The following is a 7536-nucleotide window of genomic DNA, read 5'->3' as shown; positions in this document are numbered from 1 at the left end:
GTCGGGGTCGGGGCCGGGGTCGGGGTCGGGGTCGGGGTCGGGGTCGGGGTCGGGGTCGGGGTCGGGGTTGCTGACAGGAGCGGCCGCCTCGGCGTGGGGATCGACTGCGCCGAGCTCGGCCGGGGCGGCGACATCGCCCTCGAGCACCTGGTGGGCGTGGGCGACGGTGGCCTGGCGCGACGCCCGCAGGCGAGCGAAGAGCTCGTCGACGACCTCCTCCTCGGGCTCGTCGGCCGACGAGTCACTCGAGGGCGCCAGCGCGGATTCGACCTCGGCAGGATCCGGGGCGATCGGTGGGGAGTCGGTCGGGGACGCGGGAGCCTCGATCGGTGGAGAGTCGGTCTCGATGAGCGCGTCCTCGGCGGGCCCCGCGTCGGCGGGCTCGGCCTCGGCGACCTCCGCGTCGGCGGGCCGGGCGTCGGTTCGCGCCGCGACGAGCTCGGGGTCGGGGTCGGGTCGCCACTCGACCGGGTCGTCGGCCTCAGCATCGGCGGCCGCGGCTGCGTTGGCCTCGGCCTCGACGGGTGCGTCAGCCTCCGCCAGCAGGTATGCGTCAGGGTCGACGGGGGCGTCGTCCTCGGAGACGTCGGTGATGGCCCCGCCCTCGTCGAGCGCGTCGTTAGCGGGGACGTCGGTGGTGGCCCCGACCTCGTCGGGCGCGTCGTCCGCCGGGGAGCCGGCCGCGAGCTCCTCGGGCGCGAGGCCGTCAGCCGCGTCGTCGGGTACGACCGGTACCTCGTCCCGGCCGAGGTCGGCCCCGGGGCTCCCGCCGTCGTCGGGGGCGATGAGGGGGAGACCGGCGGCCCGGGCGGCGCCGATCTGCGCCTCGAGCTGCTCGACGCTCGACTCCGCCTCGGACTCGGCTCGCAGCCGGGCCGCCTCGGCGGCGTGGCGAGCAGCCGGCAGGGCGGTGCGCAGGCCGGCGGTGGCCTCGTCCATCGTCCGCTGCACAGCGTCGTAGGACTCGAGCAGGCGCTCCCGGCCAGCCTGCAGCTGCTCGAGCTGCACCCGAGCGGCCTTCCGGCGGCGGGCGAGGTCGGCGAGCATCCGCGCCCGCACGCGCTGGGCCTCGGCGACCATCTCTCGTCCCTCAGCGTGGGCGATGTCGCGGTCTGCCATCGCCGTGGCCCGGATGGTGTCGGCATCGTCCTCGGCGGTGGCGCGGATGGTGGCCGCCTCGTCCTCGGCGGCGGTGCGGATCGCCTCGGCCGTGATGTCGGCCTCGGCCGCCTTCACCCCGAGCACCTCATCCGCGGCGGTCCGGGTGGCGGCGGCGTCAGCCTCGGCTTCAGCCCGCGCCGCGGAGGCGGCAGTGGCGGCGGCCTCCTGCTCCGCGGCTCCGGCCTCGCGCGCGGCGGTGGCGTCGGCGTCGGCCTCGGAGCGAACCCGGGCGGCGTCGGACTCGGCGTCGGCCAGGGTGTGGCGGCGGGCCTCGTCGGCCTCGGACCGGACCCGCTGCGCCTCGGAGCGGAGCTGGGCGGCGTCGGACTCGGCGGCGCGCCGTGCCTCCCCCGCCTCCTCGGCGGCTTCGCGCAACATGCGGGCCACGCTCTCCTCGGCCCGCTCCTTCATCTCCACGGCGGCCTTGCGAGCCGAGGAGAGCACACGGGCCGTCTCCTCGCCGAGCACCGCGGTGAGCTGGTCCTCGTCGATCTCGGGTCGGGTCTCGGCCGCCCGGACCAGGTCCCTGACATCCGCGCGCGCGGCATCGAGGTCGGAGGTCAGCCGGCTCACGACCTCGGCCAGCTGGCCGAGGTAGGCCCTGACCTCGTCGGGATCGAAACCTTTGCGGCGGACGGCGAAGGTGCGCCCGGTGATGGTCGAGGCACGGTGATCGGACGAGGGGGAGGGCATCGACCTCGATGCTATGACCGGCGTCGGTGCAGATCGGGGCAATCGGCCGGATCCGTGCGCGGCGAGCCTTCAGGTGCCTCCGAGGAGCCCCTCGCCGGCATCGGTGGCGCCGGCAACGACGTCACCAACGGGAACCGGTGGGACCGTCGTCCCCGGCAGCAGCGGGTCCGTCACACCCGGAACCGGTGGGACCGTCACGGGCGGGATCGTGACCTCCGGCACCGGCGGGACCGTGGGTTCGGACGGGAGTGGTCCAGTGACGTCGGGAACCTCGCCCCCGCCCGGGAGAGGCGGGACCGGGGCTGGAGGGGCCGGTGATGGTCCTCCCTCGGGGGCCGGTGCCGGCGGATCGCCGCTTGCGGTCGCGGGCGGGGTTGGGGCGCCGCCCGTCGCCGGGTCGCCGCCGTCCGCTGGCGGGGTGGAGGTCCCGCCCGTCGCCGGGTCGCCGCCGTCCGCCCCGGGGCTCGGGCCCGCCGCAGGGTCATCCCGGAGACCGGAACCCGAAACGGGCGCGCCGGGCTCGCTCCCCGACGCCGCGCCCGGATCGTCGTTTCCACCGGGGGCCCTGGTCTGGGCGCCACCGGTGACGTCCTGGGTGCCACCGTCGACGCCAGCGGCGTCATCGGCGTCACCGGTGTCATCGCGGCCATCGGCATCGGCGCCGAAGGGGAAGCTCAGGCGATCGAGCGCCCCCCGGATCGCGCCCAGGAGCTCGGCCGGGGCGACGTCGCGATCGAGGGCCACGAGGCCCCAGCGGGCGCCGTCGCCGCGGAACCGCACAGCCGCCTCCCACCGCGATGCGAAGGTGCCGCCCTCGCCCAGGTCGGTCAACGCCGCCAGCACGAGAGCGTCGCCGTTCGAGCCCACGTCGGCGAGCAGCGGGGCCAGGCGCGCCTCGGACGGCAGTCCGGGCGACGCGCGCCGGAGGCCGTCGGCCGAGGTGAGGTCGGGGCCACCGCTGGCCGAGAGACCGGCGAGGAGGGGGGCGAGCTGGCGGTCGATGGTCAGGGCGTCGCCGAGGAAGCGGCGGTCCCAGCCGTCGTCTGCGGCGTAGCGCAACGCCAGGTCGCGGCGACCAACTGAACCGGGCGTCGCCACCTCGATGCGGTGCAGGTCGGGGACGGTCGCAGCGCGACCCGCGGAGTCGGCGTCGACCTGCCCATGGTAGGTGCCGACGCCCAGGCCGATGCGGCGGTCGAGGCGGGCCGCACCATCACGCCCCGCGGCCGGGGCCACCCTCACCGTCGTGCCCGCGGCCCGCACCGACGTGCGCTCGGGGGCGACGACGAGCAGCCCACCGGCGACGAGCTCGGGCGTCAGGTCCATGCGCACCGTCGTGCCGGTGCGGCCTCCTGCGGTGTCGCCGGCGTGGCCCTCGAAGCGCACGTCGTCGGCCAGCTCGAAGCGTGCGGTTCCCTCGGAGACCTCGAGCGAGTCGCCCCGGCCGAGGCGAACGGTGCCGTCGGTGACGGTGCTGCGGGTGCCATCGGCGCGCACGATCGCGGCGGCGCCGGCCACCACCACCTCGGCCTCGCCGGGACCCGGTCCGCCGTCGCGCAGGGCGGGGAGCAGAGCCAGGGCGCCGGCCACGACCACCCCGGCGGGGATGATCCACAGCCGCCGCAGGCGCCGGGCCGCTTGTGGAGCGCCGTCGCGCCGGTCGCCCCGGAGACGAGGTCCGTCGAGCCCGGCGAGCCGCTCGCCGCCGGCGGCGTCCACCGCCGGGAGAACGCCGCCCCGGCGATCGAGGATCGCGGTCACCGGGGTCCCCCGCCGCTGCGGGATCCATCGCCCGAGCGGGGACCCGCGCCCGGGGCCTCGTCCGTCGCAGGGGTGACCACGGGCACCAGGATAGAGACCGATGTGCCGCCGTGGGAAGTGGCGGCCACCCGCAACCGCCCGCCGTGCGCCCGGGCTATCCGGTCCGTCAGCGCCAGCCCGAGCCCGAGGCCGTCACGGCTCCGGGTGGCCGAGGCGTCGCCCTGGTTGAAGGCGTCGACGGCCTCCAGCAGCCCGGTGGTGTCGACCCCGCCCCCATCAACAACGGTCAGGGCGACGAAGCGGTGATCGTCGCCCACCGCGCCGCCTGGCGCCTCGCCGGCCGGCGAGGCGGTGACGGCGACGCCCACCGGGGTGCCGGGGGCCGAGAAGCGCACCGCGTTGTCGACCAGCTCACCGAGGGCGAGCCGCAGGTGGGCGTCCTGGCCGGCGACGGGAGGCAGGTCGGCGGCGACGGTGAGGATGAGGGCGCGCTCACCGCTCAGGCGCGTCCGCCACCGGCCCACCACGTCGTCGGCCAACGCACCCAGGTCGACCTCGTCCCGGGCCCGCACGCCGTCGGTCGCCGGCCCGGCGGTCACCGCCGCGAAGGTCACCAGCCGCTCGACGAGGTGCTCGAGGCGGTCGACCCCCGACGTGATGCCGTCGGCCCACTCCCGGGCCTGGGCCGGGTTCGGGGTCCGTCGGCGCAGCACTCCCGCATAGCCCTTGATGGGCGTGAGTGGGGTCCGCAGCTCGTGGCCGATGTTGGCCAGGAAGTCCTGCTTGGCCTCCTCGAGGGCCTGTTCCCGGCGCACGTCGCGCAGCACGACCACGGTGCCGGCGCGCGTACCGTCGACGTCGTGCAGCGAGGCCACCGTCCCGACCACCGGCACCGGCGGCGGCACCTCGCCGGCGGGGGCGGCCGGCGGCTGGACCGAGCCGGTGACCACGAGGGGGCCGTCCTCGGCGGCGCGCAGGTCCACCGGGTGCCCGTCGGGCCCGCGGACCGCAAGCACGTCGGCGAGGGGCCGGCCGACGGCGTCGTGGTCGGCGGGCAGCCCGAGCAGCTCCCGGGCGGCGCGGTTGACCTCGGTGACCCGACGCTCGTCATCGGCGGCCACGACGGCCTCGGTCACGCCGGCGAACACGGTCTCGAGCCGGGCCCGCAGGCCCCTCTCGGTCGCCGCCGCCCGGCGGAGGTCACCGGTGAGGTCGCGGACCGAGCCGGCCATGGCGTCGAAGGTGGTCGACAGCTCGCCCAGCTCGTCCTCGCGGTCGACCGCGGCGCGGGCGTCGAGGTCGCCTTCGCGGATGCGTGTCGCGGCGCTGGTGAGGAGGCGGATCGCCCCGCCGATCCGCTCGCCGACCACCACCGCGAGGGCGAGGCCGGCGAGCCCAGCGACCAGGGCGGCGACGAACAGCGAGCGGTAGATGTCCTCGCGCGTGCGACCGACCCGATCGGTGGGCGTCGAGAGCACCACCGCCATCTGGGGGGGAAGGCCGGCCGCCGCCACCGGTCGGGCCACGACGAAGAGCTCGCCCACGATGCCGTCGAAGGGCTGACCGGTGTCGATCGCGGTGCGGGCCCGGCGCTGCAGCTCGGTCCGGGGCGGTTGCGCCCCGGTCGTGGCCACCACGCCCTCGCGCGTGACCAAGGCCTGGGAGATCGGGTCGGCGGCGTCGGTTCGCCGCCGCAGGAACGTGACGTCGAGCGGGTGGGCCACCACCACCGCTCCGACGGTCGTCCGGCCGTCGCCGCCGGTCACGCGCACCGGCGCGGCGGCGACGGCGAAGGCATCGGCACCAACGACGGTGACGCCCTGGCGGGGACCGTCGACCTCGAGCGCCTCCTGGACCACCGGGTCACCGCCGAGGGCCAACCGGGTGGCTCCGCCCAGCGAATCGGGTACCGCGACCTCCGGGACGCCGGTCGTGCTGACCAGGACCACCGGGTCGACGATCGCCAGTCCGTCAGGCCCCACCAGCGCGGAGACGGCCTCGGTGACCTCAGCCCGCGCTGTGCTCGCCGCCTCCGGGTCGCTCCCGGCGGTGGCGAGCACCTCGAGCTCGGGCCCGAGTCGGGCCGAGACCGAGGCCGCCACCAGGTTGGCCTCGTCCAGCGCGCCCTCTGCCTCCGCAGTGGCGGCGGCGGCCTCGGCCGAGGCACGTGACCCGTAGCGCCGCAGGGCCTCGTCCTCGACCGTCGCGCTGATCACCGCCGAGAGCGCCAGCGACACGACGAGGATCACCGCCAGCAACACGGCGGCCACGCTCGTGCCGATGCGTCCCGGGATGGTGTGTCGCCCGGCGACCACCAGCGCGCCGCCCATCACCAACGCGGCGGCCAGCACCAGTGGTTCGGACCCGACGCCACCGCTCCCGAGGTCGACCTCGGCGACGTCGAGCCCGGCGGCCACCACGAGCGTGAGCAGGCCCGCCAGGAGGGCGGGGCGACCGATCCGGCTACCCGCCCACCGCAGGACGCCGAGGGCGACGATGGCGCCGCCGGCGATGCGGAGCGCGGCGATGGCCACCGGCTCGGCCGACCGGTCGACGGTCAGGGACCCAACGAGGAACGCGGCCACGGCCAGGACCAGGAAGCCGGCCCCGAGGAGCAGACGGGCCGCCCGGTCGAGGCCGAGGAGGCCCTGGCGGATCGACAGGCCGGCCCCGGCCACGGCCACCAGGAAGAGGGTCAGCTCCGCCGCGAGCTGGACGAGGGTGGCCGTCGTCGTCATCGCCGGCCGGGATCAGCCGCCCGGGCGGTCGAGCTCGAGAGCGTTGCCCCCGATGCCGGCGAGGGCCTCCAGGGCGTCGTCGAGCGTGCTCACGCCGACGACCTCCAGGTCACCGGCGAAGCGCCGGGCGTCGTCCGCCTCGGCCTCCGGCACCAGGATCAGCCGGGCTCCCGCCCGTTCGGCGGCGACGGCCTTCTGGGCCACGCCGCCGACCTCGCCCACCACGCCGTCGGGATCGATCGACCCGGTGGTGGCGATCGTCTCACCGCCGGTGAGCGACCCGGGGGTCAGCAGGTCGAGGAGGCCGAGGGTCAGGGCCAGGCCGGCCGACGGGCCACCGACGTCCTCGGTGTCGATGCGGACCGGGAACGGCAGGTCGTAGTGCAGGTCGCGAGTGAACACGCTGACGCCGAGCAAGGGGCGATCGGCGTCGCCGGGGTCAGCGATGAGCTCCACCGGCACCTCCTCGGGATCACCCTCGCCCCCGCGCTCGACCTCGAGGGTGACCTCGTCGCCGGGGGCGCTCGCGTCGAGGACCTCCCGAAGCTGGGAGTCGACCTCGACCGCGGTGCCGTCGACCCCGACGATCACGTCGCCGGGCTCGACCGCGGTCGCCACCGGCGAGCCCTCGACGGTGCTGAGCACCACCGCGCCACGGCCCTCCTCCGGCACCTCGTAGCCGAGGTGCTCCAGGGCGACCTTGGCCGCCACCTCCTGGGAGGCGGCCATCACCTGCAGGCTCTGCTCGCGGCTCTCCTGGCCGGTCTGGTCGCCGATCACGGCGCGGCGGGGGAAGACGTCCTCGGTGGGACGGAGCCAACCCACCGCCGCCTCCACGTAGCCCACCTGGCGCGACGCTCCCCGCAGCGAGACGGTGAGGAACAGCACCGAACCGTCGCCCTCATAGGTCCGAGAGCCGGGCACGGCGATGGCGGGCTGGGTCTGGGTGGCGGACCCTGGCGCGTACACGACGTAGGGCGCCCGCACGATGCCGGCGGCACCGACCAGCGTCACCAGCACCAACAGCACCACGCCCAACACGTACCAGGTCGGGTGCCACGGGGCGCGCGGGACGGGCGGGGCGCCGACGGGGGGCGATGGTGGCCGTCGGCCACCAGGGCCAGGGGCGCCCGAGGCGGGGGCGGCGGGCTCGGGCGCGACGGGCTGCGCCCGGGCGGCCTGC

At 76.6% G+C, this 7536-nt stretch carries 4 protein-coding genes; all 4 read right to left on the bottom strand.

Annotation, left to right across the window (positions count from 1 at the left end; translation table 11 throughout):
• On the bottom strand, positions 1-1854 hold a 1854-nt coding region (locus VNL12_RS15870), incomplete at its 3' end, for a DivIVA domain-containing protein (RefSeq protein ID WP_325595916.1).
• A gap of 69 nt (positions 1855-1923) precedes the next feature.
• The gene (locus tag VNL12_RS15865) at positions 1924-3615 is read right to left on the bottom strand and encodes a hypothetical protein (RefSeq protein ID WP_325595915.1); all 1692 of its coding nucleotides are present in this window, start codon (positions 3613-3615) and stop codon (positions 1924-1926) included.
• Entirely contained in the window at positions 3612-6353 is a 2742-nt protein-coding gene (locus tag VNL12_RS15860) for a histidine kinase dimerization/phospho-acceptor domain-containing protein (RefSeq protein ID WP_325595914.1), read from the bottom strand. Before VNL12_RS15860 ends, VNL12_RS15865 begins: the two co-directional genes overlap by 4 nt.
• A 12-nt stretch (positions 6354-6365) precedes the next feature.
• Positions 6366-7536 (bottom strand): PDZ domain-containing protein (locus VNL12_RS15855; protein ID WP_325595913.1); only part of this gene is annotated, 1171 nt, incomplete at its 5' end.

Origin of the sequence: Iamia sp. (assembly GCF_035575815.1) — a bacterium.
Taxonomy (GTDB): domain Bacteria; phylum Actinomycetota; class Acidimicrobiia; order Acidimicrobiales; family Iamiaceae; genus Iamia.
This window is presented reverse-complemented; position numbering and strand designations above follow the sequence as displayed.

Coding starts and splice junctions, on each gene's coding strand:
- VNL12_RS15860 (WP_325595914.1), bottom strand. CDS start 6,353: ATGACGACGACGGCCACCCTCGTCCAGCTCGCGGCGGAGCTGACCCTC.